Below are 25,092 nucleotides of genomic sequence, written 5' to 3'. Positions count from 1 at the left end.
GCCTCGTCAGGACCCGGCTTCCTTCAGCAACTCCTCCACCTTCGGCCCCAGCCCCTCGACAATCAGCTTCACCCCCTCGGGGTTCGGATGCAGCCCGTCCGCCTGCATGAACGCCGCCATCGACGCCGGATCGGTCGGGTCCGCTCCTGCCGCGCGCAGGCCACCGAAGAAGTCGTCCGCCAGGAAGGTCCCATAGGCCCCTGCCAACTCGCCATACATCCCGTCGAAGGCCGCCTTGTACTCTGGCCCGAAATTCCCCGGCGCCTTCATCGACACCAGGAGGACCGGCAACTGCCGGGCCGCTGCTTCCTTTAGGATGCCCTCCAGGTTCGCCTTCGACGCCACCGGGTCCAGCCCGCGCAACAGGTCGTTGCCGCCGAGGGTCACGATCAGCGCATCCGCCTCCGGCCCCAGCGCCCAACCGATCCGGGCAAGTCCCCCCGCCGTCGTATCGCCTGACACGCCCGCGTTCTGCACCGCAACATCATGCCCCCGGGCCTTCAGCCAGCCCTCCAGCACCGGGACAAAGCCCTGCGACTGGTCCGCCAGCCCATAGCCCGCCGTCAGGCTGTCGCCCAATGCCACGATCGTGACCGGCTCAGCCATTGCGAATGTTGACAGTGCCAAGACTGCAATTGCAGCATTGCGCATTCGCCGCAGCGCGCCATATCCCCTTGAAAGCCCAACCCGAAGGACCCTTTGCATGACCGATCCCGTCCTCGCGCTATCCGATGCGCGGCTGACCCTTGCCGGCAACGCGGGCCCGGTCGAGATCCTGAAGGGCATTTCCCTGTCCATCCACAAGGGCGAAACGGTCGGGCTGATCGGGCCATCGGGGTCGGGCAAGTCGTCGCTCCTCATGCTCATGGGCGGGTTGGAGCGTGCCACCGGCGGCAAGGTTCTGGCGCTGGGGCAGGACCTGACCGCGATGAACGAAGATGCGCTCGCCCGCTTTCGTCGGGGGAATATGGGGGTTGTCTTCCAATCCTTCCACCTCATTCCGACAATGACCGCGCTGGAGAACGTGGCACTGCCGCTGGAACTTGCCGGGGCGACGGATGCCTTCGACCGGGCGCAGGCGGAATTGACCTCCGTGGGTCTGGGCAAACGGATGCACCACTACCCAAGCCAGATGTCGGGGGGCGAACAGCAGCGCGTGGCCCTGGCCCGCGCCGCCGTCCCGCGCCCGGCGATCCTTCTGGCCGATGAGCCGACGGGCAATCTCGACGGCGTCAATGGCCAGGCGATCATGGACCTCCTCTTCGGCCTGCGGGACCGGCACGGCGCGACGCTGGTGCTTGTCACCCACGCGCCCGAGCTTGCGTCCCGTTGCGACAGGGTGATCCGTCTCGCCGACGGCCTTCTCGCGCCCGAAGCGCTCGCCAAGGCCGCCGAATGAGCCTCGCCCTCACCATCGCCCGGCGCGAGCTTCGTGGCGGCCTGCGCGGTTTCCGCGTGTTCCTTGCCTGCCTGGCCCTTGGCGTCGCCGCCATCGCTGCCGTTGGCACCCTGCGGACCGGCATCCAGCAAGGCCTGACCGATCAGGGTTCCGTGATCCTCGGCGGCGATGCCGAAATGCGCTTCACCTACCGTCAGGCCGACGCAGACGAACGCGCCTACATGGACCGCATCGCCACCAAGGTGTCCGAGGTCTACGATTTCCGCTCAATGGCGCTGGTGCAGGACGACCAGGCGCTGACCCAGATCAAGGCCGTCGACGATGCCTGGCCCCTGACCGGCGCGGCCCAGCTTGACCCGCCGATCCCGGTGGCCGAGGCACTGGCCGACCAGAACGGGCTGCCCGGCGCGATCATGGACCCCGTCCTGATCGAGCGTCTGTCTCTTGCGGTCGGCGACACCTTCCGCCTCGGCACACAGGAGTTCCGCCTATCGGCAGCCCTCACACGAGAACCCGACTCCGCATCCACCGGCTTCACCCTTGGCCCCCGCACCATCGTTCATTCCGACGCTCTGGCCAACTCAGGCCTTCTGGCCTCGGGCTCGATGTACGAGACCCGCTACCGCCTGATCCTGCCCCCAGGCGCGGACCTGCAAGCCCTTGAGGAACAGTCCGAAACCACTTTCCGCGACAAGGGCATGCGCTGGACCGACAGCCGCCGCGCCGCGCCGGGGATTGAAAGCTTCGTCGACCGCATCGGCAGCTTCCTCGTCCTTGTTGGCCTTGCCGGTCTGGCCGTCGGGGGCGTCGGCATTTCCGCCGCGATCCGCAGCTATCTGGATGGCAAGGTGGAAACCATCGCCACGCTGAAGACCCTCGGCGCGGAAGGTGGCCTGATCTTCCGCAGCTACCTCTGGCAGACCGCGATCCTGTCGGCCCTCGGCATCGCCCTCGGCCTTGCCCTTGGGGCTATCGTCCCCCTCCTCGCCGCCCCCCTGATCGAAGCCTCGCTCCCCTTCCCGGCCGAAATCCGCCTCTCCCCCATGGCGCTGGTGGAGGCCGCCTTCTACGGCACCCTATCCGCCCTGATCTTCACCCTCCTCCCCCTCGCCCGGACCGAGCGTATCCGCCCCGCCGCCCTGTACCGTGGCGGCTCCGGCACCCGCGCCTGGCCGAGGAAACGCTACCTCACCGCCCTCGCACTCGCGGCACTGGCGCTCATCGGCAGCGCCACTTGGCTCTCCGGCATCCCCGAGCTTGCCCTTGGCGCGGCAGGTGGCGTCCTCGGCGCGCTTCTCATCCTGGCGCTGGCCGCCGCGGGCCTGAGATGGGCCACCAAACGACTCGCCCGCACCAAACTCACCCACGGCCGCCCCGCAACCCGTGCCGCCCTGTCCGCCATCGGGGCACCCAGGTCCGACGCCACCTCCGTCGTCCTCTCCCTCGGCCTCGGCCTCTCGGTCCTTGCTGCCGTGGGCCAGATCGACTGGAACCTGCGCCAAGCCATCGCCACCGACCTGCCCACCCGCGCGCCCGCCTTCTTCTTCGTCGACATCCAGCCCGACCAGATCGACCCCTTCCTCGCGATGATGGACGCGAACCCCGCCGTGACCGACATGGAAACCGCCCCCATGCTGCGCGGCGTCATCACCCAGATCAACGGCAAGCCCGCCCGCGAAGTGGCAGGCGACCACTGGGTCGTGCGCGGCGACCGCGGCATCACCTACGCCGCCACCCCCGGCGCCAAGACCCGGATCACCGACGGGACCTTCTGGCCCGAGGATTACCAGGGCGACCCGCAGATCAGCTTCGCCACCGAGGAAGCCGAGGAAATCGGCCTGAAGCTCGGCGACACGATGACCGTCAACATCCTGGGCCGCGACCTGACCGCAACCGTGACGTCCTTCCGCGAGGTGGACTTTTCCAACGCCGGGATGGGCTTCGTCATGACCCTGAACCCCGCAGCGCTGGCCGGGGCCCCCCACACCCACATCGCCACCGTCTACGCCCCGCCCGAGGCTGAGGCCCAGATCCTGAAGGACGTCACCAAGACCTGGCCCAACATCACCGCCATCGGCATCCGTGAGGCCGTGGACCGCGTGGCCGAAGCCCTGTCCGCCATCGCCACCGCCACCGCCTGGGCCGCCGCAGGCACGCTGATCACCGGCTTCGTCGTCCTGATCGGGGCGGCGGCGGCAGGCGAGCGCGCCCGGATCTACGAATCCGCGATCCTGAAGACCCTTGGCGCCACGCGCGGCAAGATCCTGTCCAGCTTTGCCCTCCGCTCTGCCCTGATGGGGGCCGCCGCAGGCGTGGTCGCGGTGATCGCCGGGGGCCTTTCCGGCTGGGCGGTGATGACCTTCGTGATGGACTCCAGCTACCGCTTCGAACCCGTCTCGGCCATCGGCATCGTCGCGGGCGGCGTTCTGGCCACGCTTCTCGCCGGCCTCTTCTTCGCGATCCGCCCGCTCAACGCGCGCCCGGCCGGGACGCTCCGCGCACAGGACTAGGGCGTGATCTGCTGCGGCACCAACGCCGTCTCCTCGGGCAAGGCAACGGGGCGGAACATCTGGAACACCTTGCGGGCCACCAGCCGCGCGCCGGTGTATTCGAAGGACGCGAAAAACCGTTCGACCCCGAACTGCTTGATGTCCATGTCAGTGAAATCCGCGACGATCCGGTCGTAGTTGTCCGCCAGCACCCGGTTCTTCGGGTCCAATCCGCTGACCGCGACCAAACCCGTCGGCTGGCAATCCAGCACTGTGATCGTCAGCTCCGGCCGCCACTGCTGCAGGATCGGGATCAGCTTCCAGACATCCCCCGTCCAGGCCCCCTCCGGCAGGTTGTCCAGATCACGCCGGGTCATTTTCAGCCCGTAGGGCACGCAGTCGTGCAAGAGGATCACCCCCTTCGGGTCCATCGCCGCCTCGGTGTTCAGGAAGTCGCGCAGCAGGAACTCGAACAGGTGCATCCCGTCAAGGAAGGCGAGGCTCAGCCGGATGTCGTTCCGCGCCAGAAAGCCATTCGCAAAGAAGTCATCGCTCGTCGCCTGGAACACATGCAACGCGGGCTTTGACCCGATGATGTTGATCTCGGCCCGGAAGAACGGGTCGACCGCGATAGTCTTCGACCGGACGGGGGCGAAACTTTCCCCCGACCGGCAGCCAACCTCCAGATACCAGTCGAACAAAAGCTGGGAATGCAGCGTGGCCAGGAACCGGCGGTACTGCATTCCAAGCGGCTTGTTGTACATGTGGGCTCTCTCGGGCTGACCTGCGCGACGTTCGCCGCACCATGCCGAGAGCCTTGGCCGGTTGCAACCCGTGGCAGCGCCCAAGAATTTTCGGCGAAAATTCTTGGGCTGCCCGATCAATGCGCCGGGCGGATGAAAGTCCCGTTGCGCAGTTCGGTGAAGGCCTGGCGCAGTTCGGCCTCGGTGTTCATCACGATCGGCCCGGCCCAGGCCACCGGCTCCTCGATCGGCGCGCCGCTGACCAGCAGGAACCGCACCCCGTCCGGCCCCGCCGTCACCGTCACCTCATCACCCGCGCCAAAGCGGACCAGCGTGCGGTTGCCGGACAGGTCGCGAATGTTAACCTCTTGGCCCTTCACTTCCTTCTCCAGCAGCACGCCTTCCGGCCGCGCCGCATCGCGGAAGCTGGCCGAGCCCTCGAACACATAGGCAAAGGCGCGGCGGCGGGTATCGACCTTGAAGGTCTTCCGCTTCCCCGCCGGGACATAGACATCCAGATACTGCGGGTCCGCGGCGATGCCATCCACCGGGCTTTTGACCCCGCGATAGTCGCCGATGACCACGCGAATGCTGGTGCCATCATCCTCATGCCGTTCCGGCAGCGCCTCGGCCGGCATGTCCTGATAGCGTGGAGCGGTCATCTTGAGCCGCCCGGGAAGGTTGCCCCACAGCTGGAAGCCATGCATCCGGCCCTGCGCATCACCCTTCGGCATCTCCTGATGCAGGATGCCCCGCCCGGCGGTCATCAGCTGCAGCGACCCCGGCCCGAGGATCCCCCGGTTGCCCAGCGAGTCGCCATGCTCCACGGTCCCGGCCAGCACATAGGTGATCGTCTCGATCCCCCGATGCGGATGCCACGGGAACCCCGCCGAATAGTCGCGCGGGTGGTCCCCCCGGAAGTCGTCGAACAGCAAGAACGGGTCCGCCTCGGTCGGGTCCTGGAACCCGAAGGCGCGGTGCAGATGGACGCCAGCGCCCTCGATATGGGGCTGGGCGCGGCGGGTCTCGATGACGGGACGGATGGACATGGGTCTCTCCTGAATTGCGTTGCGCTGAAGATGGGGCCAGGCGGCCCATAGGCCAAGGCGCAAATGCGGGGGGCATCTGTGCAGGGATGCACCGAAGAACCCTAGACGAGCCGCTCCAGCCTGCCCTTGCGCATCAGGTTCTGGTAATCCCATTGCACATGCCGGGCCTTATCCAGCCAGCGCTGCAGATCGGTGGGGTCGATCTGATCTGCCGAAATGTAGAAGACGGAAGCGTCCTTGAACTTTCCCGTCCCCGGAAGCAGCCCGGGCTCATCGAACCCCATACCGCTCCAGAACATCAGCCGGATGCCGCGCTTCTGCTTGCTGTAACCCACGGTCGGATTCCCGGCCAGAAACCAGACCGGATGCCGGTGCCAGATCTTGCCCTCGGCCTCCGGCAGCCCGGCCTTGATCTCGGCGCGCAGTCGGTCGCAGATCGCCCGGTCATCGGGATTCTGAAGCGCGTGGTAGGCGTCGATGGTCTCGGGTTTCATCCAGACACCCTACCCATGGCGCGGGCACCACACAACTTTAGGCACCGCCATAAGGAAGCGGATTGTCCCAGAGCCCCCGGCCCCCTATCGTCTGCGCATGATGTTCATGTCTACCTTCTTCCCGCTGGTCTGAGGCGCCCCCGTCGCCCGGCACCGTTGCGTGCCGATCCAGATCGCATCCGGCCCGCGTGGCCGAAGGACCTTTCATCATGCCTGTATCTCCTCAGATCGACCTGACACCGGGTCAGGTGACCCACTTCATCAATCAGGGCTTCGTCCGGTTGGACGATGCCTTCCCAGCCGATCTTGCCGCCGAATGCCGGTCCGCCCTATGGGAGCAGATCGGTCTTTCGCCGGATAGGCACGAAACCTGGACCGCGCCGGTGGTCCGTGTCCCCTTCATGGGCACTCCGCCCTTCGTGGCCGCCGCGAACACGCCGCGGCTGCACCGGGCATATGATCAGCTTGTCGGCGCGGGCCGCTGGGTCGCACCAACGGGTCTCGGCTCCTTCCCGATCCGCTTCCCCTCGCCCACCAGCCCCGGCGACGACGGCTGGCATGTCGATGTCAGCTTCGGCACCGATCATCCCGACTTCATGGAATGGCGGGTGAACGTTAAAAGCTCCGGGCGGGCGCTTCTCATGCTGTTCCTCTTTTCGGACGTCGGGCCAGAGGACGCACCGACCCGCATCCGTGGGGGATCACACAGCGTTATCGCCCGTCAGCTTCTGCCGCATGGCGAGGCAGGCCTGACCCTGCGTCAGCTTGCCGCCGACGGCTTTGCCTCGACGGCGCACTGCCCCGAGGCGCTGGCAATCGGGCCTGCGGGCACCGTCTATCTATGCCATCCGTTCCTCGTCCACGCCGCCCAGGCGCATCGCGGAACGCAGCCGCGCTTCATGGCGCAACCGCCGCTATTTCCGGTGGGCGAGTTCAATCCGGCCCTGCCACCGTCCCCGGTCCAGATCGCAATCCGTCAGGCCTGCAGTCTGACGTTCTGAGCGTTCCCCGGGCGGTGGGGAGACCTGCCGCCCGGAATGTGCAGACCTTAACTTTCGGTAAATGCCCGCAGCCAACCTATTGTTTTCTTTCAAGCATCCACGACTGTCCACCGTGGACACTCACCCCGCCAGATGCCGCAGCCCTTGCGTCACGTCGGTCCGCACCGCCAGCCGCAACCCCGGCTCATCCCCCGCCTTCAGGGCCGCCAGGATCATCCGGTGGTGATGGGGCGGCTCCCTCCGCTTGACCCGCGCATAGACCGCCCGCATCGTCGGCCCCAGCTGCAGCCAGACCGTCTCGCACATCGCCAGCATCGCCGGGGTCTGGGCGCGCAGGTAGAGCGTCCGGTGGAACTCCAGGTTGGTGCGGACATAGGTGACCGCATCCCCCCGGACCGCCGCCTCACCATTCATCAGGTTGATCGCCGTCAGCCTCTCGATCAGCGCGAAGTGGGCCCTCGGGAGCGCCCGGGCCGCCATCTCCGGCTCCAGCAGCGCCCGGATCGCCGCCAGTTCCTCGATCCGTTCCGGGGTCAGTTCCGGCGTCGAGATCCGACCCGAAGACGACAGCGTCAGCGCCCCCTCGGCCACCAGACGCCGCACCGCCTCCCGCGCGGGGGTCATCGAGACTCCGAACTGTTTGCCCAGGCCACGCAGCGTCAGCGACTGGCCGGGGTCCAGCTCGCCATGCATCACCTGCTGGCGCAGCGACCGGTAAAGCCGTTCATGCGCGGCGGCGTTGGGATCGGTGGGACGCGGGGTCAGCATGGGCCGCAGGGGAACACCCGCCGGGCCGGACGGTCAATCCTGAAAGCGCAGGCGGTGCAGGGTCTGGCCATTGTCATGCAGCCAGGCCCGCCGGGCCTGCCAGCCGGGATAGATCCCGTCCACCACCGCCCAATAGGCCGGGGAATGGTTCAGCTCGACCAGATGCGCGACCTCGTGCGCGGCGACGTAGTCAAGGACGGCAGGCGGCGCCATGATCAGCCGCCAGGAATACATCAGCCGCCCGTCCGGCGAACAGGAGCCCCAGCGCGACCGGGTGTCCCGCAGGGCGAGCGAGGAATAGGGCCGCCCGACTAGTCCTGCATAATGGGTCGAGGCCCGCGCCAGCCGGTCCCGCGCCAGAACCTTCAGCCAGGCCGCGACCCGCGCGCCCGCAGTGGCCGAATCGCCCGGCACCAGCAGGCGGTCATCCTCGACCCGCACGCCACGCCCGGTTCCGGCGGCAATCATCAACTCGCGCCCCTCGACCGGGATCACCGACCCGAGGCCCACCGGACGCCGCGCCGCATCCGGCATGGCCTCCAGCGTCTCGCGCAGCCAGCCCTCGTGGCCGCGCAGGAAGGCCAGCGCCTCCCCCTCCCGCGCCCGCAGCGGCATCGACAGGGTGACCTTGCCATCCAGTCGCGACACCCGCAGCGAAAAGCGCCGCGCCCGGGGCGAGCGCTTGAGATGGACCTCGACAGGAGGAGAGCCGGGCAGGACGGCCATGAAAACCCCTTGAAACCTTCGCGGACGATAGCCATTTCCCGCAGCACACAAAAGGCTTTGACAGTCGCGCAGCCTTGTGGCAAGCGGCAGCTTTCCTGCTGACCCACCATCCAAAGGGATCACTATGCCCAAAGCAGAATGGGGCACGAAGCGCATCTGCCCGACGACCGGCAAGCGCTTCTACGACCTGAACAAAACCCCGATCGTCAGCCCCTACACGGGCGAGGTCGTGGACATCGAATCCGTTCGTCGCAAGATGGCCGCCTCGGTCATTTCGCGCGCGGTGCCTGAGAAGGATGACGACGTTCTGGTCGAGGATCTGGAAACCGAAGACGCGCTGCTGGACGGCGCCGTCGCGGATGATTCCGAACTGGACGACGATCTTCTGGAAGACGACGCAGACGACAACGTCTCGCTCGACGACCTCGCCGACGTGCCGGGCGACGAGGAAGAAGTCTGAGGGCAACCGCCGGGCGACAAGGGCGATTTTCCCCCTTGCAGCCCCCGGCGACCTGTCCTAGATAGCCGGCATCGCGACGGCAGCGCCGCGATGCTTCTCTCCGGTGGGGTCATAGCTCAGATGGGAGAGCGCTTGAATGGCATTCAAGAGGTCGGGAGTTCGATCCTCCCTGGCTCCACCAAAGAGAACCTTCGGGTTCACACCTAAAGCGGCCTGCTTCTGACGAAGCGGGCCGTTTTGGTTTTGCGCTTGCCGCAGCGCAGAAACTTCAGAGCCTGAAACAAATCAGCCTAGTCGTTGACCCATAGCGCCGAGGATTCTAGCTTGCCTCACGCGCAACTGGGTGAGATTGGACAACGCTATCACACCAACTTGCCCCGAGCGGGCGTCTTCTACCGGCTCCGCCCGCTTTCAGGCTCATATATATATTTTTCCTTCTGAACTATTTCTTGCGTTTTTGTCCGCTTCCGCTTTGATGGCCCCGCTTCCCGTTTCGACCGGCACGACCGCCCCACCCAATTTCGCAGGACATCCCATGCCAGCCACAAGTCCGAACCCCGAACTCTTCGTCCAGGATGAAACGGCCCTGCGGGCGCTCTTCCCGGCGACCCACGCGCTGGCCGCCTTGAAATCGCTGGGGATTCTGGACCCCCACGCGCGGGAGTTCATCCGCCGCTCGCCCTTCCTGACCATCGGCACGCAAAACAGCGAGGGCCGCGCCGATGTCAGCCCGCGCGGCGATCCGACAGGATTCGTGCAGGTGCTGGACGACCGGACGCTCGCGATTCCGGACCGGCCCGGCAACAACCGGCTGGACACGCTGTCGAACATCCTTGCCAACCCGAATGTCGGTCTTCTGTTCATGGTGCCCGGCTTTGACGACACACTGCGTGTGAACGGCACGGCGCGGCTGTCGACCGACCCCGAACTCTTGCGCGCCATGGCGGTCAATGATCGCACGCCGACGCTGGCCATCGTCGTCTCGGTGTCCGAGGTCTTCCTGCACTGCGCCAAGGCCTTCCGCCGCTCGCGCCTGTGGGACCCGGAGGCGCGGCAGGACCGCAAGGAAATGCCCAGCCTGCTGAAGATGATTCTCGACCAGACCAACGGCGCACCGCAGGACCCGGCCGAGATGCGGAAGATCGACGAGGGGTTGGAGGCCGACTACCGCAAGTCGATGTACTGACCTATTCGGCGGGCTGGGCGCCCCTGCGACCGCCGGTCCGCAGCTTTTCCGGCCGGTACTTCGCATACCACTCGCGCCGCTTCTGCCGCTGCCAGAACCAGGGCTTCGGATTGTCGGCCCGGGTGACCAGCATCAGCATCGACGGGATGATGACCAGGGTCAGGACCGTGGCAAAGGCCAGCCCGTAGACGATGGCGCTGGACAGCGCGATCCACCACTGCGTCGAGGGCGCGCCGATCGTGACCTCATGGCTAAGTAGCTCCATGTTCAGGCCGAAGGCGATGGGCAGCACGCCCAAGATTGCGGTCAGCGCGGTCAGGACCACGGGGCGGGCGCGTTCGCGGCAGGTCTGCAGGATCGCCTCGATCTTCGGCCGCCCCTCGCGGCGCAGGGTGTCGTAGGTGTCGATCAGCACGATGTTGTTGTTCACAACCACGCCCGCCAACGCGATGATCCCGATGCCGGTCATCACCATGGTGAAGGGCTGCCCCATGATCATCAGGCCCAGAAGGACGCCGATCGTGGACATGACGACCGCCGACAGCACCAGCCAGACCGAGGTGAAGTTGTTGAACTGCGCCAGAAGCACAATGAAGATCAGGAAGATCGCCGCGGCGAATGCCTTGGACAGGAAGGCCCCGGCCTCGGCCTGCTCGGCGTCCTCACCGGCCAGTTTCCAGCGGATGCCGTACTGGTCAAGCTTCGCCTCCTCCAGCGCCGCAGTCACCTGGGCATAGATCGCGTCGGCTTGCACGCCTTCACGGATGCCGGCCTGCACCGTCACGGTCCGCGCGCCGTCCAGCCGGGTCAGCGTGCCCGTCGTCGGCGCGGCTTTGCGGGTCACGAAGTTCGAAATCGGAACCGATCCTTCCGCCGTCTGGATGCGCAGCTGGTCAAGGGCGGAGATCGTCCGCTGGTCGGCAGGCAGGCGCAAGACGATGTCCACCGCGTCGTCGGCCCCGGCAGGGCGATAGTCCGACAGCTTCAGCCCGCCGGTCACCAGTTGCACCATTGCCCCCACGGTCGAGGGCGCGATGCCGTAACGCGAGGCGGCGGCGCGGTCGACCTGCAGCTCCCAGTCGACGCCGGGCGGCGGCAGGCCGTTCGAGATGTCGATGACGTCGGGAACGCTGGCCAGCCGGGTCGCGACCTGCTGGGCGACCTCGTTCAGATAGGTCGGGTCGTCGGCGGACAGCTGGATCTGGATCGCCTTCCCTGTGGGCGGCCCGGCCTGCGGAACAGAAACCTGGATGTCCACGCCCGGGATGCCCACCATCGCATGCCGCAGGTCGGCGAGGATGGCGTTCGCGTTCTTCCGTTCGCGCCAGTCGACGAATTCGTACTGGATGGTGCCGATCACGTCGGCATCGACCTCTTGCCCCATGCCGCCCCCGCCCTGGCCGGTCCGGGTGTAGACCGTCTCCACCCCCGGCCAGCCAAGGATACGCGCCTCGGCCTGGGCAACCAGCGCATCCTTCTCGGCGATGGACAGGTTGCCGCGTGCCTTGACGTAGAGAAGGCCGAACTCGGGTTCGACATCGGGGAAGAAGATCATGCCCTTGCCGTATTTGGCGTAGGCGAAGGGCACCGAGACCAGGAGGCCGATGGCCAGAAACAGCATGATGACCGGGTGCCGCACCGCCTTGCCGACAACCCACATGTAAGGGCCGTCCTTGTGTTCCGGCGGGTGCTTGAAGGGCTTCGCGATCAGGGCACCCAGGGTCGGCACGAAGATCAGTGCGTAGACCAGCGAGGCCGACAGCGTGACGATCAGCGTGATCGGCAGGTACTTCATGAACTCGCCAACGATCCCCGGCCAGAAGAGCAGCGGAGAGAAGGCCGCCACCCGCGTCATCGTCGCGGCGACCACCGGCCCAGTCATCTTGTGCGAGGCCATTGCGAAGGCCTCACGCTTTTCCATCCCTTCGGACATCCGGCGTTCGGCATATTCGGTGACGATGATCGCGTCGTCGACCAGCATCCCCACAGCCAGGATCAGGCTGAACAGCACCACGATATTGACCGTGTAGCCCCACAGCGACAGCGCCAGCATCCCCATCAGGAAGGATGCGGGAATGGCAAGGCCGATCAGCAGTGAGGCACGGACCGACAGGGCGTAGAGAATGACGATGAAGACCAGGATCACCGCCGTCAGGACCGAGTTCTGCAGGTCGAACAGCAGCTGCCTGATGTCCTTGGACTTGTCCTGGCTGAAGGTGACCTCGGTGCCCTCGGGCAGCAGCGACTTGAACTCCTCGGTCACCGCCTTCACCTGGTCGACCGTCTCGATCAGGTTCGCGCCCGACCGCTTGGACACCTCGATCGCGACGGCCGGAACACCGTTCAGGCGGGTCACCGTTTCGGGCTCTTTCAGCGTCGGCAGAATGTCGGCGATATCGCGCACGCGGACCGTCGCGGTGCCCGTCGACACCACCGGCAGGTTCGCCACATCCTCGATCGTTTCCAGAAGCGACGGCACCTTGATCGCATAGCGCCCCTCGGCCCCCTGCAGGGCCCCGGCGGCCACAAGCTGGTTCCCGGCGGCGAAACCGGCGATCAGGATGTCGGGCCGCAGACCATAGGTCGCAAGCTTGCCGGGGTCGATCACCACCTCGACCAGATCGTCGCGCACCCCCTGCAGATCGGCGTTCAGGACCGGGGGCAGTTCCTCGATCCTGTCCCGCAATGCGCGCGCCGATTTGGCCAGTACCCGCTCTGGCACGTCCCCCGACAACGTGATCACCAGGATCGGGAATTCCGACAGGTTGACCTCGTTCACCGTCGGCTCGTCGGTCCCGTCCGGCAGTTCCGGACGCGCCTGGTCGACCTTGGTCTTCACATCGTCCAGCGCCTTCTTCAGGTCGGCCCCGGCCTGGAACTCGATCAGGACGTTGCCGCCGTTCTGATAGGCGGTCGCGGTCATCTTCTTGATGCCGGTGATCGACTTCAGCGCCGTCTCCATCGGGCGAAGCAGCAGCCGCTCGCTGTCCTCGGGCGAGATGCCGTCATAATGCATGCTGACGTAGAGGATCGGGATCTGGATGTCCGGCTCGGCCTCTTTCGGGATCGAGATATAGGCCATCGTCCCGGCCAGCATCAGGAACAGCAGGACCGAGATCGTCAGCCGCGCGTTGGCGATGGCGGTTTCGACAAGCTTCATTGGCCGACCCCAGAAGCAACTTCGACCGTGTCGCCATTGCGGACCAGGTCCTGCCCGGCGGTGATGATGCGGACGCCTTCGGGCACGCCAGTCACCACCAACCCCTCGGGCGTGTCGTCAATGATCTGCACCACCGCGAACTGGGCCACGTTGTCGGTGCCGACCACGCGCAAACCAAGCTCGCCCTTGTCCGACAGCGTGATGACCGAGCGCGGCACGACGACGGCGCGGACCGGCTGGGCATACAGAGAAACCTGGGCCGTCATCCCCGAGGGCAGCGTCATCCGCGGGTTCGGCAGCGCGATTTCCACCGGGAAGGTCCGGGTCTGGGCCGAGGCCTCGCGCGCGACCAGCCGCACGGTCCCGTCCATCTCGGTCCCGTTCACCAGCCGCACCTTTGCGGTCGAGCCAACGGAGACCGCGCCAAGGTCAACCTCGCTGACTTCGGCCTTAACCAGGATCGGGTCCAGCGACAGGATGGTGGCGACCGGCGCCCCGGTCTGCACCCATTCGCCCAGTTCCACCAAGACGGTATCGACCACGCCTCCGAACGGCGCCTTGAGGCGCAGCCGGTCGGCCGCCGCACGGGCGCGGTTCAACTCGGCCTGCGCAGCATCGCGGGCGGACCGGGCATTGGTGAGGTTCGATTCCGAGGTGCTGCCGCCTTCGAACAGCTTTTGCGCCACGGCGAGGTCACGCTCTTTCTGCTCCAGCGCGATGCGGGCGATCTCTTCCTGGGCCAGCGTCTCGGGCCCCTCCAACTCCATCACCACGGCCCCGGCTTCGACCATGCCGCCTTTCGTCATCGACAAGGACGCGATGACCCCCTCGGCCCGCGCGGCCAGTTCCACGCGCTTGTCGGCCTCGGTAATGCCCGACAGCCGGATGGCGCGGGCATGGTCGACAAAGACCGGCTCCACCGCCGAAACGGTACGGACCAGCGGCGCATTCTCGACCGGCGCCACCTCGGACGTAGGGGATTCCTGACCCTCGGAGGTCTGCGCACTGCCCACCGACGAAAACTCTCCGGTGGCGATCCATGCCGTAGCGGCAGCCATCACGCAAAGGGCGGCAATTCGATGAAATTTCGGCATGATCGGCAGCACCCGGGGCAAGTCGTTGATAGGAAGGTGTTTTCTAATTGGTCTGGCGGCAGATCCATCGCCCTGAAGGGGGCGCGGATGACTGTCAGGCTTGACGCGGCAAGTGATACGCGCGTGCAGGCAAGAGGTCCAGCCCTTGCGTACCGGACGGTTTGTCTTGACTTGGCCCGCCAAAGCGCCCATTTGCCCCCTGTCCGATGCCCGTGCCGCGTGAGCACCGAAAGGCCCGGACATTCTGGTTCCCACAGTCACGCAGGGGCGCCGCTTGCGGCACGGTCACGGGCAAAGGTCCGGGGCGAGGGTCGCAGGCCCTCTGTAGATTGGGAACACCCATGACCACTTTTGCCGACCTCGGCCTGTCGCCGAAAATCCTGAAAGCGCTGGAAAAGACCACGCTGAAGACCCCCACGCCGATCCAGGCGCAAGCGATCCCGCACATCATGGAAGGCCGCGACCTGATGGGCCTGGCCCAGACCGGCACCGGCAAGACCGCCGCTTTCGGGCTTCCGCTACTCCACCGTCTTCTCGACGTCGGCCACCCGCCGGGACCGAAGAACGTCCGCGCGCTGATCCTTGCGCCCACGCGCGAGCTGATCGGCCAGATCAAGGACAACTTCGAGGTCTTCACCAAGGGCACCGCAGTCAAGATCACCATGGTCGTCGGCGGCGCATCGCTGTTCAAGCAGGCCCAGGCCCTGTCCAAGGGCACCGACGTGCTGGTCGCAACCCCGGGCCGCCTGATCGACCTGCTGGAACGCGGCGACGTGAGCCTGGAGAAATGCGGCTACCTCGTCCTGGACGAAGCCGACCACATGCTGGACATGGGCTTCATCCATTCCCTGCGGAAGATCGCCAAGCACATCCCGCTGAAGCGCCAGACGCTGCTGTTCAGCGCGACGATGCCCAAGGACATCGAGGAAATCGCCGACACCTACCTGCGCAACCCGATCCGCGTCCAAGTGGCACCCCCCGGCAAGCCGGTGGAGCGGATCAGCCAGGGTGTCCATTACATCCCGAACGGCGACAAGGCGAAGCTGCTGGAAGAGTATCTGAAGAAGCACCCGGGCGAGCAGGCTCTGGTCTTCGGTCGCACCAAACACGGGTCGGAAAAGCTGATGAAGCTGCTGGCGACCTGGGGCTTCAAGGTCGGCTCGATCCACGGCAACAAGAGCCAGAACCAGCGCGACCGGACGCTGGGCGAGTTCAAGGCCGGCGAACTGGACGTGCTGGTCGCGACCGACGTTGCCGCGCGGGGGATCGACATCCCGACTGTGCGCCACGTCTACAACTTCGACATGCCGAACGTGCCGGAAAACTATGTCCACCGCATCGGCCGCACTGCACGGGCGGGGGCCGAGGGGTCCTCGATCAGCTTCTGCGCTCCGGCGGAAATGGGCGAGCTGCAGGCCATCGAGAAGATGCTGAAAAAGCCGCTGCCGGTCGTGGGCGGTGCGCCCTGGGCCGCTGACGTGGTGGCAGCTGCGCCAAAGCCCGGCCAGAACCGGGGCCAGCGGCAAGGCAACGGCGGACGCCAGGGCCAGAAGCTGACGGCCAAGCCGCAAGGCGCCCGCGGTCCGGCCAAGCCGGGCCAGGGACGCCCGCAGGGTCAAGGCAAGCCCGGCGGCCAACGGCAGGCCCAGGGTCAGGGCAAACCGCAGGGCGGCAGCTTCGCCCCGCGGCGCGACGCGCGCTAGAACCTGACGGCGGGCTGATCCCTCAGCCCGCTTCCTCTTCCAGGTTCAGCTTCATCTCCAGCAGCACCTGCTGGATTGCCAGCGTCTCGCGCAGCAGGCGCTTCGCCTCGTTGATCGAGATCTTCCCGTCGCCGATGGCCTGGTTGTACTCGGCCATCAGCATCCCGAACCGCTGCGCCAGCGCGACCACGTCCTGATTGACCCCCGACGAAGTCGCGTTGCGCTTCTCGCCGTCATAGGACAGCGTGATCCCCCGCAGATCGGCCAGCGCCGCCGTGACATGGGGAAACCGGCTTGCTTCCTCCAGTGCGGCAACGACGTCGATCGGCATGAACCGGTCGTCATGTTCGCCGCTGTCCGAATAATAGCGTCCCAGCGTCGCCTTGGACTTGCCGGTAATCTCGCAAGCGGCTTCGATTCCCACATCCTTGACCAGCGCCTCGGTGTGCTTCTTGAGGTAGGACTCGACCGACATGCACTCTCTCCACTCGCCTGACCCCGGGTCACTGCCGGGGAAACCCGCCGTTTTTTTCCCATTAATCGGATGGGAACCCTTTGTCATTTATAAAGATGTTCCGGTCATGCCGGAACGTGTAGCGAGTGGCCGGCGTCCCCAGCGCCGGTAGGGGTGGGGCCCGCCGCATCAGCCTGACACAGGCTGACGGCGGCGCCGAAACGCGGCGGGCCCGTGTTCCGTAACAAGTGTGCGGCAGTATCCGCAGGTGACAGTAACGGGCCCGCATGGCCTACCCGGTGCCAGTATCCGTCGTCGTCGGGCAGTGTCTGCAGGTCCATGACTTGCAGCGCGGCCCGGTGATCGGCTAGGGCTTCGCCCCATGGCAAAGCTTTACTTCCACTACTCGACGATGAACGCGGGGAAATCGACCTCGCTTCTGCAGGCCTCGCACAACTACCGCGAGGGCGGCATGCAGACCTATCTCATCACCGCGCAATTCGACAACCGCGCCGGACAGGGCCGGATCGCCAGCCGCATCGGCATCGGCGAGGATGCGGATACTTTCGGCCCCGATGAGGACATGTTCGAAAAGCTGAAGGCGCGCTTCGCCAAGGGCCCCGTGGCCTGCGTCTTCATCGACGAATCACAATTCCTGTCCAAACCGCAAGTCTGGCAACTGGCCCGCGCCGTCGATGACCTTGGCGTCCCGGTCATGTGCTATGGCCTGCGTGTCGACTTTCAGGGCAACCTGTTTCCCGGCTCGGCCGCCCTCCTCGCCTGGGCCGACGAGATGCGCGAGGTCCGCACGATCTGCCACTGCGGCAAAAAGGCCACCATGGTCATCCGCCGTGGCCCGGACGGGCGCGCGCTGAAGGATGGCGAGCAGGTGGTGATCGGCGGGAACGAGACCTACGTCAGCCTCTGCCGCCGTCACTGGCGCGAGGCGGTGGGCGACTGATCCAGCGACGGTTCGCGGGCCGGGCGGGCGATCAGCACCCCGGCCACGACGATCAGCCCCATGCCCGCGATGGCGATCCAGGTAAGCCGCTCGCCCCACAGGATCAGGCCCCAGGCGGCCGAGGCGGGGAGAATGACATACTCGAAGACCGAAACCCGGGACGCCTCGGCAATCTGGTAGGCCTTCACGATCATCCCGACCCCCAGAAGCGACCCGGCTGCCTGCACGAAGGTCCACCACAGGAACTCCCCCGTCGGCCAAACGGGCCCGCGTTGCAGGAACCCTTCCGGGCCCTCGGGCACCGGCAGCGGAAAGGCCCAGAGGACCGCCATCCCGACCAGTCCGATCACGCCCAGCATCCCGAAGAAACCCGCCACCACCGTCTCGGCGCTTTCCCCCGCGCACCAGCGCTGGGTGGCGATGTTGCCCATCGCGTACAAGGCCCCGGCAATGATCGGCAGCAGGGCCGCGAGCGTCGCGCCCGACATCGCCTCTGGCCCAAGCACAAGGACGACGCCGACAAAGCCGACAAAGACCGCCAGCACCTGCACGCCGCTGATGGCCTGACCGTAAAGAGACCGCTGGATCAGCAGCACGAAAATCGGTGCCGTGAACAGACCCGCCGCGACCTGCGCCACCGGCAGAAACGCAAGTGCGCCGAAGTAGATCACCATGGCCGCGCCGTGGATCGCGGACCGCGCCAGCACCGCGCGGGGCCGCTTGGGGCGCAGCTGCAAGCCAAGGGGTACCGCAACCAGCGCGAGGATCACGAAGGCCATCAAGGTCCGCGTGGCATGGAACTGCCAAAGCCCGGCATCCCGCGCGATCACCCGGACGTAGTTGTCGGTGAACGCAATGACACAGGCATAGATCAGCACCGCGCCAAAGGCGGCCAGGGTTCGGTTCTGCGCTGTGCTCATCGCCCGGTCCAGAGTCTCATCGGCCCTAGATGCCGGGCTTGCCCGCCCGTCGCCAGTCCGAACGCGACGCAAAGCGACAAATCCCGGTCGCGGATGCACCTTCGGGGCGACGGGCAGCCCGGGGGTCATTGTCGGCGCCCGCCGGGCCGGATAGAGTTGCGGGCAAACAGGCAGAGACACTCCGGCCAATGACGGCGTTGAAGAAGTATCAAAGGCTGGAATGCGGCGGGCTGTGGCGTGAGACGCCGCAAGATCAGCGCCGCGATGTCCTGGTGCGCTTTGGCGATGCAACCCTGGTCCTGTCCGATCCGAAAAGCGGCACTGCGATCAGTCACTGGTCGCTTCCTGCGATTGAACGCATCAACAAGGGCGAAGAGCCTCCGATCTTTGCACCGGGGGTGGATGCCAGCGAAAGCCTGGAATTGACCGACCCCGAAATGATCGCGGCGCTTGGCGCGGTGCGTCACGCGGTGCAGGCCGCAACCGCCCGCCCCGGCCGGCTGCGCGGCGTGCTGCTGACCGGGACGACGCTTGCAGTGCTGGCCATCGGCGTCTTCTGGCTGCCCGGAGCCCTGGTCCGGCACACCGCTTCGGTCGTGCCCCCTGCGCAGCGCGCCGATCTTGGCCAGCGCGCGCTGGACGATCTGGCCCGGGTCACCGGCGCCAACTGCAGCAACCAGTTCGGCCTGCAGGCGCTGGCCAGCGTGTCCGAACGGGTCTTCGGACCCGTCGACACGCCCATTCTCTACGTCATGCCGGAAGGGGTCGAGCAGCCGCTCCACCTTCCCGGCGATGTGATCGTCCTGCCGCGCCGAATGATCGAGCAGGCCAATGGCCCCGAGGCCGTGGCCGGTGCGGCGCTGGTCGAACGGCTGCGGGCGCGGGCCGAGGACCCGATCATCCCGATGCTGGAACATGCAGGCCTGCGCGCGACGCTGCAGCTCTTGACGACCGCCGCCTTGCCGGACGAGGCCATCGCGGGCTATGGCGAGGCGCTGCTGCGGACCGCCCCCCTCGCCCTGCCCGACGCTTCGGTGCTTGCCGCGTTCGAGGCGGCGCAGATCCCCGTGACGCCCTACGCCCTTGCGATTGATCCGGACGGGAAAACGACCGCCGGTCTTGCGGCGGGCGATCCCTACAAGGGGCTTTCCCCTTCGCCGCTGATCCCGGACGAATCCTGGGTCGCGCTGCAGGGCATCTGCGGCGGCTAGAGTCAGACAGGCTCGGCCAAAGCTCGGGCCGCGTCAGGGGCCCATCACGATGGCATCGGGATAGCCGTTCCCGCGCAGGGCCATGCGTGCCTCGCTCGCCGCCGAGGCATCGGCAAACGGTCCGGCAAAGACCGTGATCAAGGTCGAGCTGCCACCCTGCAACTGGCCACGGACAGCCTGATACCCCAGCGCGCGCAAGGTCTTTTCCGCCCGGTCCGCATTCGCCGCCACGCCAAAGCTGCCGACCGCCACGAAATAGCCGCCGGGCGCGGCGGGTGCTGACGGGTCGGCCGATGCGGCAGCTGGTTGGTCGTCTGGGGCATAGGTCGTGGCGCCCGTCTCCTCTGCCACCGGCACCCGCCTGCCCGAAGGCGGGTTGCTGCAGATCGGCGAGCCTTCCCGCGATACCCGTGGCACCCAGACGACTTCTCCGCCGCTCCCGGCCCGCACGAACATGCAGCCCTTCGAATCGACATATTGCTGCCCAGCGTATCCCGGCGGCGGCAGTTCCGCCGGACGCAACGGTTCCCGGGCCGGGGCCGGTCCGACAAGACCAAGGATCAGGCCCGCAGCCAGGACCGCGCGCATCACTTGGTCCCGAACATCCGGTCCCCGGCATCGCCAAGGCCCGGCACGATATAGCCGTGGTCGTTCAGGTGGCTGTCGACCGCCGCCGTGACGATCGGCACATCCGGATGCGCCTCTTTCATCCGGGCAATCCCTTCCGGAGCCGCAAGCAGGCAGAGGAACCGGATCTGCTTTGCCCCCGCCTTCTTCAGCAGCGACACCGCTGCCGCAGACGAGTTCCCCGTGGCCAGCATTGGATCGACGACAATGGCGATCCGGTCCTCCATGTGCTCGGGCAGCTTGCAGTAGTATTGCACCGGCTGCAGCGTCTCGGGGTCGCGGTAAAGCCCGACGAACCCCACCCGCGCCGCCGGGATCAGCTCTAGGATTCCGTCCAGAAGCCCGTTCCCCGCCCGCAGGATGCTGACGAGCGCCAGCTTTTTGCCCTCGATCATGGGCGCGTCCATCTCCTCCAGCGGCGTCTCGATCCGCTTGGTGGTCATCGGCAGTTCCCGCGTGACCTCATAGGCCAGAAGCAGGCTGATCTCGCGCAGCAGCTTGCGGAACGACGCGGTCGAGGTGTCCTTCTCGCGCATCAGGGTCAGCTTGTGCTGGACCAGCGGGTGCGACACGACGGTCAGGTGATCCAGCATTTCAGGCCTCCAAGCGCTTTCCGATCCTCGCCTTGGTATCCGCGTCACAAAAGGCCGCGTCAAGCGACTGGCGCGCAATCCGCCGGAATTGCCCCTCGTCCCAGTCGAAGGCCCGGTGCAGCTCCTCATATTCCCGCGCCATCGTGGTGTGAAAGAAGGGCGGATCGTCGGTGCTGACGGTGACCTTCACCCCCCGCCGGTCGAGTTCATGGATCGGATGATCGCGGAAGCTCTTGTAGACCCCCAGCGTCACGTTCGACCCCGGACAGACCTCCAGCACGATCCCCTTCTCGGCCAGCTCATCCACCAGCGCGAGGTCCTCGATTGCCCGCACCCCATGCCCGATCCGCTCCACTTCCAGGTCGCGCACTGCATCGCGCACAGACTCCGGCCCACCCCATTCCCCCGCGTGCGCCGTAAGCCGCAACCCCGCCTCCCGCGCGCAGTCGAAGGCCCAGCGGAAATCCTTGGGCGCCCCCACCTTCTCGTCCCCCGCGATGCCGAAGCCGACGATCCAGTCCCCTGCCGTTTCCGCGGCACAGCGCGCCGTCTCCCGCGCCTTCTCGGGTCCGAAATGCCGGATGCAGGTGATGATCCCCCGCAGCGTGATCCCCAGATCGCGCTCCGCCTGATCCGCCGCCTCCCGCATCGCATGCAGGTATTCCCGCCAGGCCCCGACATCGCGCCCGCCGCAGAAATCGGGCGACAGGAAGGTCTCGGAATAGACCACGCCCGAGGCTGCGGATTCCTCCAGCACCGCGAGGGTCAGCCGCTGATAGTCGCGCGGAGACTGCAGCGCCGAGGTCGCCGCCTCGTAGACCTTCAGGAAATCCCAGAAGTCTTTGTAGCGGTAGTTTCCAGCGGCATCGAACACGCCGGATATATCCAGATGCTTCTCCTTCGCCAGCCCCGCGATGAAGGCCGGCGGGGCCGCCCCCTCCAGGTGCAGATGCAGCTCGACCTTCGGCAATCCGCTCATGCCATCCCCATTTTCTGTCTACAAATATCCTCTGGGGGTCCGGGGGGCGAAGCGCCCCCGGGGGTGGTCACAGGAAACTCCGTCCGGGCCCCTTGGCCATCACCCCCAGATGCGCCGCCACCGATGCCCCCACATCCACGAATCCGCACAAACCGACCTCGCGCAGACCCGCACCCCAGCCCACCACCGGCACCCGTTCCCGCGTATGCTCCGTCCCCCGGAAGGTCGGGTCATTGCCGTGATCTGCCGTGAAGATCGCCAGGTCCCCCGGTCGCAGATTTGCGAAAAACCGGGGCAGGCCCGCGTCGAACCACTCCAGCGCGCGGGCATAGCCCGCCACGTCGCGCGGGTGACCATACAGCGTGTCGAACTCCACGAAGTTCGCAAAGGTCAAGCTGCCCTCCTCCGCCTCGGCCCCAAGCCGGACGAGATGTTCGAAAAGATCAGCATCAGACTTGCCCTTGTGCAGCTGTCCGATCCCCCGCATCGAAAAGATGTCGCCGATCTTGCCGATCCCGTGCGTCGCCCGCCCAGCCCCCGCCACCCAGTCCAGAAGCGTCGGCGACGGCGGCTCGATGGCAAAATCCTTGCGGTTCGAGGTCCGCTTGAAGTTGCCCGGCGTGCCCGTGAACGGCCGCGCGATGACCCGCCCGACCTTCCTGGCATGCAGCATCGGCGCCAGGTCCTTGCACAGCTTCAGAAGACGCTCCAGCCCGAAGGCCTCTTCATGGCAGGCGATCTGAAACACGCTGTCCGCGCTCGTGTAGCAGATCGGCCACCCTGTCCGCAGATGCTCCTCGCAATGCTCGGCGATGATCGGCACACCCGACGCATGACAGTTCCCAAGAATGCCGTCGGTCCCGGCCAAGCGGCAGACCTCGGCCACGATGTCCTCAGGAAAAGCAGGCACCGTGTCGGGAAAATAGGTCCAGTCCCAGGGCACCGGCACCCCTGCCAGCTCCCAATGTCCGGACGGAGTATCCTTGCCGCGCGACACCTCGGTCGCGGCTCCCCACAGCCCCTCCGGCACCGCCGCCAGCCCCGGCGTCGCCGCCCCGGAGGCCAGCCGGATCGCCGCGCCCAGCCCCAGCCGGTCGAGGTTCGGCATCTTCAACAGCCCCGACCGCCCGACCTCCGCCCGACCTTCCGCACAGGCCGCCGCGATATGGCCCAGCGTGTTCGAGCCTTCATCCCCGAAAGCCGCCGCATCGGGCGCGCCGCCGCAGCCGACGGAATCCATCACCACCAGGAAAGCGCGCGCCATCAGCCGATCCTTTTCTGTATCAGCGCGGGCTCGTCGGGCAAGTCCGGCACGATCCCATAGGCCGCCTGCACGGCCGCAACCGCCGCGCGGCCAGCGTCTTCAGTCACTGCATGGACCATCGCCAAGGGCACACCCTCGCCCGTCTCCTCACCGATCCCGGCCAGATCCGACAGCCCGACCGAGGGGTTGACCCGGTCGCCTTCGCGCAACCGTCCGCCGCCCAGATGCACCACGGCCAGCCCCAGCGCCTCGCCGTCGATCCGCGCGACAAACCCGTCGTGCAGCGACGGCACTTCCATCATCACGGGGGCCGAGGGCAACCGGTCCGGCCAGCGTTCCACGAAATCCGCAGGTCCGCCCTGCGCCACGACCATCCGCCCGAAACACTCCGCTGCGGCACCCGATTCCAGCGCTTGGGCGATCCGCCCCTCGCCATCGCTGGCGTCCGAGGCAAGCCCCGCCAGCGCCAGCACCTCGCCACCCAGCGCCACGGTCACGTCCCACAAGGCCGCGTTGACCGAAGTCCCGGTCAGCGTCTCCATCACCTCGATCACCTCCAGCGCATTGCCCGCCGCCGTCGCCAGGGGCTGCGACATGTCGGTGATGAGCGCCGAGGTCATGCACCCCGCCCCCTGCGCGGTCTTGACCAGCGACCGCGCCAGCGCCTCGGCCTGCTCGGCCGTCTTCATGAACGCGCCGCTGCCGCACTTGACGTCCAGCACCAGCGCCTCCAGCCCCGCCGCCAGCTTCTTCGACAGGATCGACGCCGTGATGAGATCGATCGACTCCACCGTCGCCGACACATCGCGGATCGCATAAAGCCGCCGGTCCGCCGGGGCCAGGTCGCTGGAGGCCGCCACGATTGCGCATTTCACCTCTGCCATCTGCTTCCGCAGGGCCGCTTCCGTCAGCCCGGTCCGGAACCCCGGGATCGCCTCCAGCTTGTCCAGCGTGCCGCCGGTATGGCCGAGCCCCCGGCCCGAGATCATCGGCACATAGGCCCCGCACACCGCCAGAGCGGGGGCCAGAAGCAAGGACGTGCAATCCCCGATCCCGCCCGTCGAATGCTTGTCCACCACCGGGCCGGGCAGGTCCCACTCCAGCACCTTCCCGCTGTCGCGCATGCCCCGCGTCAGGGCCACCCGGCCCTCCTCGGACAGGCCTTTCAGCAGCACCGCCATTGCGAAAGCCCCAGCCTGCGCATCCGTCACCGCGCCCGAGGCCAACCCCATGGCGAACCAGCGCAACTCCTCGACCGAGGGTTTCCCGCCATCCCGCACCCGCGCGATGATGCTGCGGGCGTCGCTCATGTCCGTTCCATATGGGCCGCCGTGAAGACGCCCGGCAAAAGCTCGGCCACCGTCATCACCTTCTCCTTGCCGTCCGTCGTGCACAGCGTGACCTTCACCTCCTGCCCGGCAAACTCCGCGATCTTCTGGCGGCATCCGCCGCAGGGCGGCACCGGGTCCGGGCTGTCGGCGATCACGCAGACCTCGGCGATCCGGGTATCCCCCGCTGCGATCATCGCCGCGATGGCCCCGGCCTCGGCACATGTGCCTTCCGGATAGGCCACGTTCTCGACATTGCAGCCGACATGCACCGCGCCAGAGGTTGACCGCAGGGCCGCGCCCACCTTGAACCGCGAATAGGGCGCATACGCCCGTTCCCTGACCGCCGTCGCCGCCTGAAGAAGCGTCATCGCCACCCCCTGTTTGACCATTTGGTCAGAGTGTGAAGCCGCCCGCCGATTTCCGCAAGCCGGGTGTGCTCGTCGTTCGCCTCCGTCTCCTCCTCGCGCGCGCCCCCGACGA

23 protein-coding genes, 1 tRNA gene and 1 pseudogene are annotated in these 25,092 nt (G+C 66.8%); 9 read left to right on the top strand and 16 right to left on the bottom strand.

Going from position 1 to position 25,092, the window contains the following annotated elements:
- Positions 1-6: 6 nt before the first annotated feature.
- Entirely contained in the window at positions 7-606 is a 600-nt protein-coding gene (locus E8M84_RS05515; RefSeq protein ID WP_346763680.1) for an arylesterase, read from the bottom strand.
- A 97-nt stretch (positions 607-703) separates the two neighbouring features.
- Here E8M84_RS05515 and E8M84_RS05510 point away from each other — a divergent pair, with 97 nt between their 5' ends.
- Both E8M84_RS05510 and E8M84_RS05505 read left to right on the top strand, forming a co-directional pair.
- Complete coding sequence (locus E8M84_RS05510) at positions 704-1,399, top strand: ABC transporter ATP-binding protein (RefSeq protein WP_137110150.1); 696 nt, start codon at positions 704-706, stop codon at positions 1,397-1,399.
- A complete protein-coding gene (locus tag E8M84_RS05505; protein ID WP_137110149.1) occupies positions 1,396-3,909 on the top strand; it encodes an ABC transporter permease in 2,514 nt (837 codons plus the stop codon). Before E8M84_RS05510 ends, E8M84_RS05505 begins: the two co-directional genes overlap by 4 nt.
- Here E8M84_RS05505 and E8M84_RS05500 read toward each other — a convergent pair.
- The 3 genes from E8M84_RS05500 to E8M84_RS05490 form a co-directional block, all read right to left on the bottom strand.
- The gene (locus E8M84_RS05500; protein ID WP_137110148.1) at positions 3,906-4,652 is read right to left on the bottom strand and encodes a class I SAM-dependent methyltransferase; all 747 of its coding nucleotides are present in this window, start codon (positions 4,650-4,652) and stop codon (positions 3,906-3,908) included. The two genes, E8M84_RS05505 and E8M84_RS05500, sit on opposite strands and share 4 nt — an antisense overlap.
- 116 nt (positions 4,653-4,768) lie before the next feature.
- On the bottom strand, positions 4,769-5,680 hold the full coding sequence (locus E8M84_RS05495; protein WP_137110147.1) for a pirin family protein: 912 nt from the start codon (positions 5,678-5,680) through the stop codon (positions 4,769-4,771).
- Positions 5,681-5,781: 101 nt separating this feature from the next.
- Positions 5,782-6,174 carry a DUF1801 domain-containing protein gene (locus E8M84_RS05490; RefSeq protein WP_137110146.1) on the bottom strand — a complete coding sequence of 131 codons (393 nt, stop codon included), beginning with the start codon at positions 6,172-6,174 and terminating at the stop codon, positions 5,782-5,784.
- A 209-nt stretch (positions 6,175-6,383) separates the two neighbouring features.
- Between E8M84_RS05490 and E8M84_RS05485 the strand changes: the two genes are divergently transcribed.
- Positions 6,384-7,175 (top strand): phytanoyl-CoA dioxygenase, encoded by a 792-nt coding sequence (locus tag E8M84_RS05485; protein WP_137110145.1) that lies wholly within the window; start codon positions 6,384-6,386, stop codon positions 7,173-7,175.
- Positions 7,176-7,295: 120 nt separating this feature from the next.
- Here E8M84_RS05485 and E8M84_RS05480 read toward each other — a convergent pair whose 3' ends face one another.
- Together E8M84_RS05480 and E8M84_RS05475 are read right to left on the bottom strand one after the other, a co-directional pair.
- Positions 7,296-7,943, bottom strand: coding sequence for a GntR family transcriptional regulator (locus tag E8M84_RS05480; protein ID WP_137110144.1), 648 nt, complete (start codon positions 7,941-7,943; stop codon positions 7,296-7,298).
- Between the two features lie 33 nt (positions 7,944-7,976).
- Entirely contained in the window at positions 7,977-8,669 is a 693-nt protein-coding gene (locus tag E8M84_RS05475; protein ID WP_137110143.1) for a M48 family metallopeptidase, read from the bottom strand.
- Between the two features lie 124 nt (positions 8,670-8,793).
- Between E8M84_RS05475 and E8M84_RS05470 the strand changes: the two genes are divergently transcribed.
- The 3 genes from E8M84_RS05470 to E8M84_RS05460 all read left to right on the top strand — a co-directional run bounded on the left by E8M84_RS05470 (position 8,794) and on the right by E8M84_RS05460 (position 10,315).
- The gene (locus E8M84_RS05470; protein ID WP_137110142.1) at positions 8,794-9,129 is read left to right on the top strand and encodes a TIGR02300 family protein; all 336 of its coding nucleotides are present in this window, start codon (positions 8,794-8,796) and stop codon (positions 9,127-9,129) included.
- A gap of 105 nt (positions 9,130-9,234) precedes the next feature.
- Positions 9,235-9,310, top strand: a tRNA-Ala gene (locus E8M84_RS05465).
- Between the two features lie 354 nt (positions 9,311-9,664).
- The gene (locus tag E8M84_RS05460) at positions 9,665-10,315 is read left to right on the top strand and encodes a pyridoxamine 5'-phosphate oxidase family protein (protein WP_137110141.1); all 651 of its coding nucleotides are present in this window, start codon (positions 9,665-9,667) and stop codon (positions 10,313-10,315) included.
- A 1-nt stretch (position 10,316) separates the two neighbouring features.
- Here E8M84_RS05460 and E8M84_RS05455 read toward each other — a convergent pair whose 3' ends face one another.
- Entirely contained in the window at positions 10,317-13,475 is a 3,159-nt protein-coding gene (locus tag E8M84_RS05455; protein WP_137110140.1) for an efflux RND transporter permease subunit, read from the bottom strand.
- Complete coding sequence (locus tag E8M84_RS05450; protein WP_170971854.1) at positions 13,472-14,533, bottom strand: efflux RND transporter periplasmic adaptor subunit; 1,062 nt, start codon at positions 14,531-14,533, stop codon at positions 13,472-13,474. The genes E8M84_RS05455 and E8M84_RS05450 overlap by 4 nt, the downstream gene beginning before the upstream one ends.
- 377 nt (positions 14,534-14,910) lie before the next feature.
- Between E8M84_RS05450 and E8M84_RS05445 the strand changes: the two genes are divergently transcribed.
- Positions 14,911-16,272 carry a DEAD/DEAH box helicase gene (locus E8M84_RS05445; RefSeq protein WP_137110138.1) on the top strand — a complete coding sequence of 454 codons (1,362 nt, stop codon included), beginning with the start codon at positions 14,911-14,913 and terminating at the stop codon, positions 16,270-16,272.
- 22 nt (positions 16,273-16,294) lie between these two features.
- Here E8M84_RS05445 and E8M84_RS05440 read toward each other — a convergent pair whose 3' ends face one another.
- On the bottom strand, positions 16,295-16,747 hold the full coding sequence (locus E8M84_RS05440; RefSeq protein WP_137110137.1) for a hypothetical protein: 453 nt from the start codon (positions 16,745-16,747) through the stop codon (positions 16,295-16,297).
- Between the two features lie 361 nt (positions 16,748-17,108).
- On the opposite strand from E8M84_RS05440, the gene E8M84_RS05435 reads away from it, so the two are divergent.
- Complete coding sequence (locus E8M84_RS05435; protein WP_137110136.1) at positions 17,109-17,687, top strand: thymidine kinase; 579 nt, start codon at positions 17,109-17,111, stop codon at positions 17,685-17,687.
- Here E8M84_RS05435 and E8M84_RS05430 read toward each other — a convergent pair.
- Complete coding sequence (locus E8M84_RS05430; RefSeq protein ID WP_137110135.1) at positions 17,660-18,607, bottom strand: DMT family transporter; 948 nt, start codon at positions 18,605-18,607, stop codon at positions 17,660-17,662. The genes E8M84_RS05435 and E8M84_RS05430 overlap by 28 nt on opposite strands.
- 188 nt (positions 18,608-18,795) lie before the next feature.
- Here E8M84_RS05430 and E8M84_RS05425 point away from each other — a divergent pair, with 188 nt between their 5' ends.
- Complete coding sequence (locus E8M84_RS05425) at positions 18,796-19,818, top strand: hypothetical protein (RefSeq protein ID WP_137110134.1); 1,023 nt, start codon at positions 18,796-18,798, stop codon at positions 19,816-19,818.
- 33 nt (positions 19,819-19,851) lie between these two features.
- Here the strand turns inward: E8M84_RS05425 and E8M84_RS21790 are convergent, their stop codons facing one another.
- The 6 genes and pseudogenes from E8M84_RS21790 to E8M84_RS05395 form a co-directional block, all read right to left on the bottom strand.
- Positions 19,852-20,406, bottom strand: coding sequence for an SPOR domain-containing protein (locus tag E8M84_RS21790; protein ID WP_137110133.1), 555 nt, complete (start codon positions 20,404-20,406; stop codon positions 19,852-19,854).
- Positions 20,406-21,038 carry a uracil phosphoribosyltransferase gene (gene upp / locus E8M84_RS05415; RefSeq protein ID WP_137110132.1) on the bottom strand — a complete coding sequence of 211 codons (633 nt, stop codon included), beginning with the start codon at positions 21,036-21,038 and terminating at the stop codon, positions 20,406-20,408. The genes E8M84_RS21790 and upp overlap by 1 nt, the downstream gene beginning before the upstream one ends.
- A 1-nt stretch (position 21,039) precedes the next feature.
- Complete coding sequence (locus E8M84_RS05410) at positions 21,040-22,017, bottom strand: adenosine deaminase (protein WP_137110131.1); 978 nt, start codon at positions 22,015-22,017, stop codon at positions 21,040-21,042.
- A 67-nt stretch (positions 22,018-22,084) separates the two neighbouring features.
- The gene (locus tag E8M84_RS05405) at positions 22,085-23,281 is read right to left on the bottom strand and encodes a phosphopentomutase (protein WP_137110130.1); all 1,197 of its coding nucleotides are present in this window, start codon (positions 23,279-23,281) and stop codon (positions 22,085-22,087) included.
- Complete coding sequence (locus E8M84_RS05400) at positions 23,281-24,591, bottom strand: thymidine phosphorylase (protein WP_137110129.1); 1,311 nt, start codon at positions 24,589-24,591, stop codon at positions 23,281-23,283. The genes E8M84_RS05405 and E8M84_RS05400 overlap by 1 nt, the downstream gene beginning before the upstream one ends.
- Positions 24,588-25,028, bottom strand: a pseudogene (locus tag E8M84_RS05395) (cytidine deaminase); the annotation flags it as partial. The pseudogene E8M84_RS05395 and the gene E8M84_RS05400, both read right to left, overlap by 4 nt.
- Positions 25,029-25,092: the final 64 nt, after the last annotated feature.

This window comes from Rhodobacter sp. SY28-1 (assembly GCF_005222785.1).
Taxonomy (GTDB): Bacteria; Pseudomonadota; Alphaproteobacteria; order Rhodobacterales; family Rhodobacteraceae; genus Tabrizicola.
Note: the sequence above shows the minus strand (reverse complement) of the source record. Positions and strands in the feature narration are given on the sequence as shown.

Bases quoted from the DNA above. Each gene is read 5' to 3' on its own strand.
- E8M84_RS05445 (WP_137110138.1), top strand. From the start codon at position 14,911: ATGACCACTTTTGCCGACCTCGGCCTGTCGCCGAAAATCCTGAAAGCG.
- E8M84_RS05505 (WP_137110149.1), top strand. From the start codon at position 1,396: ATGAGCCTCGCCCTCACCATCGCCCGGCGCGAGCTTCGTGGCGGCCTG.
- E8M84_RS05435 (WP_137110136.1), top strand. From the start codon at position 17,109: ATGGCAAAGCTTTACTTCCACTACTCGACGATGAACGCGGGGAAATCG.
- E8M84_RS05405 (WP_137110130.1), bottom strand. From the start codon at position 23,281: ATGGCGCGCGCTTTCCTGGTGGTGATGGATTCCGTCGGCTGCGGCGGC.
- E8M84_RS05480 (WP_137110144.1), bottom strand. From the start codon at position 7,943: ATGCTGACCCCGCGTCCCACCGATCCCAACGCCGCCGCGCATGAACGG.
- E8M84_RS05455 (WP_137110140.1), bottom strand. From the start codon at position 13,475: ATGAAGCTTGTCGAAACCGCCATCGCCAACGCGCGGCTGACGATCTCG.
- E8M84_RS05515 (WP_346763680.1), bottom strand. From the start codon at position 606: ATGGCTGAGCCGGTCACGATCGTGGCATTGGGCGACAGCCTGACGGCG.
- E8M84_RS21790 (WP_137110133.1), bottom strand. From the start codon at position 20,406: ATGCGCGCGGTCCTGGCTGCGGGCCTGATCCTTGGTCTTGTCGGACCG.
- E8M84_RS05510 (WP_137110150.1), top strand. From the start codon at position 704: ATGACCGATCCCGTCCTCGCGCTATCCGATGCGCGGCTGACCCTTGCC.
- E8M84_RS05470 (WP_137110142.1), top strand. From the start codon at position 8,794: ATGCCCAAAGCAGAATGGGGCACGAAGCGCATCTGCCCGACGACCGGC.
- E8M84_RS05425 (WP_137110134.1), top strand. From the start codon at position 18,796: ATGACGGCGTTGAAGAAGTATCAAAGGCTGGAATGCGGCGGGCTGTGG.
- E8M84_RS05500 (WP_137110148.1), bottom strand. From the start codon at position 4,652: ATGTACAACAAGCCGCTTGGAATGCAGTACCGCCGGTTCCTGGCCACG.
- E8M84_RS05460 (WP_137110141.1), top strand. From the start codon at position 9,665: ATGCCAGCCACAAGTCCGAACCCCGAACTCTTCGTCCAGGATGAAACG.
- E8M84_RS05410 (WP_137110131.1), bottom strand. From the start codon at position 22,017: ATGAGCGGATTGCCGAAGGTCGAGCTGCATCTGCACCTGGAGGGGGCG.
- E8M84_RS05400 (WP_137110129.1), bottom strand. From the start codon at position 24,591: ATGAGCGACGCCCGCAGCATCATCGCGCGGGTGCGGGATGGCGGGAAA.
- E8M84_RS05450 (WP_170971854.1), bottom strand. From the start codon at position 14,533: ATGGCTGCCGCTACGGCATGGATCGCCACCGGAGAGTTTTCGTCGGTG.
- E8M84_RS05430 (WP_137110135.1), bottom strand. From the start codon at position 18,607: ATGAGCACAGCGCAGAACCGAACCCTGGCCGCCTTTGGCGCGGTGCTG.
- E8M84_RS05490 (WP_137110146.1), bottom strand. From the start codon at position 6,174: ATGAAACCCGAGACCATCGACGCCTACCACGCGCTTCAGAATCCCGAT.
- E8M84_RS05495 (WP_137110147.1), bottom strand. From the start codon at position 5,680: ATGTCCATCCGTCCCGTCATCGAGACCCGCCGCGCCCAGCCCCATATC.
- E8M84_RS05485 (WP_137110145.1), top strand. From the start codon at position 6,384: ATGCCTGTATCTCCTCAGATCGACCTGACACCGGGTCAGGTGACCCAC.
- E8M84_RS05475 (WP_137110143.1), bottom strand. From the start codon at position 8,669: ATGGCCGTCCTGCCCGGCTCTCCTCCTGTCGAGGTCCATCTCAAGCGC.
- upp (WP_137110132.1), bottom strand. From the start codon at position 21,038: ATGCTGGATCACCTGACCGTCGTGTCGCACCCGCTGGTCCAGCACAAG.
- E8M84_RS05440 (WP_137110137.1), bottom strand. From the start codon at position 16,747: ATGTCGGTCGAGTCCTACCTCAAGAAGCACACCGAGGCGCTGGTCAAG.